Genomic DNA, 495 nt, shown 5'->3' with positions numbered 1-495 from the left:
GGGTGGAGGCGTCCGGGGCGCCCTCCTCGACGCGGAAGCGGTAGTCGCCGGACTGGCCGACCCAGTCGCCGTCGTCCTCGTGCCGCTGCACGACGGCCGCGTTGACCGTGACGTCGTTCGGGGCGGTGTCGGGGGCGAGGGCGAGACGGACCTTGACGCTGACGGTCCGGCGGGGGCCGACGGTGAAGCCGGGGAGGCCGTCGTCGAAGGCGCCGACGAGTTCGTCCTCGTCGGTCCGCACGAAACGGACGGGGTGCGGGTGGCCGTCGTCGTGGGGGTCGTAGAAGTCCAGGCGGGGCTGGTCCGGCTTCAGGGCCCGCTTGTCGTCGACGAGCACGACGACGGGGTGGATGGCCGCGCAGGTCCGGGTGGTGGTGTTGGTGAGGTCCAGGTACCAGGTGCCGTAATCGCCGCCGGCCTGGTAGGTGTCGGGACCGCCGCGGATCCGGGAGGTGAGGGGGAAGCGGCCGCCCTCGGAGCAGCTCGGGACGGGGG

General features: G+C 73.5%; 1 pseudogene. It reads right to left on the bottom strand.

From position 1 onward, the window contains the following. A pseudogene (locus GRC12_RS44990) lies at window positions 1-495 on the bottom strand (hypothetical protein); the annotation flags it as partial.

This window comes from Streptomyces griseorubiginosus (assembly GCF_017614965.1).
Classification (GTDB): Bacteria; Actinomycetota; Actinomycetes; order Streptomycetales; family Streptomycetaceae; genus Streptomyces; species Streptomyces griseorubiginosus_B.
The sequence above is the reverse complement of the archived record's forward strand: the minus strand, read 5'-3'. Positions and strand labels throughout refer to the sequence as shown.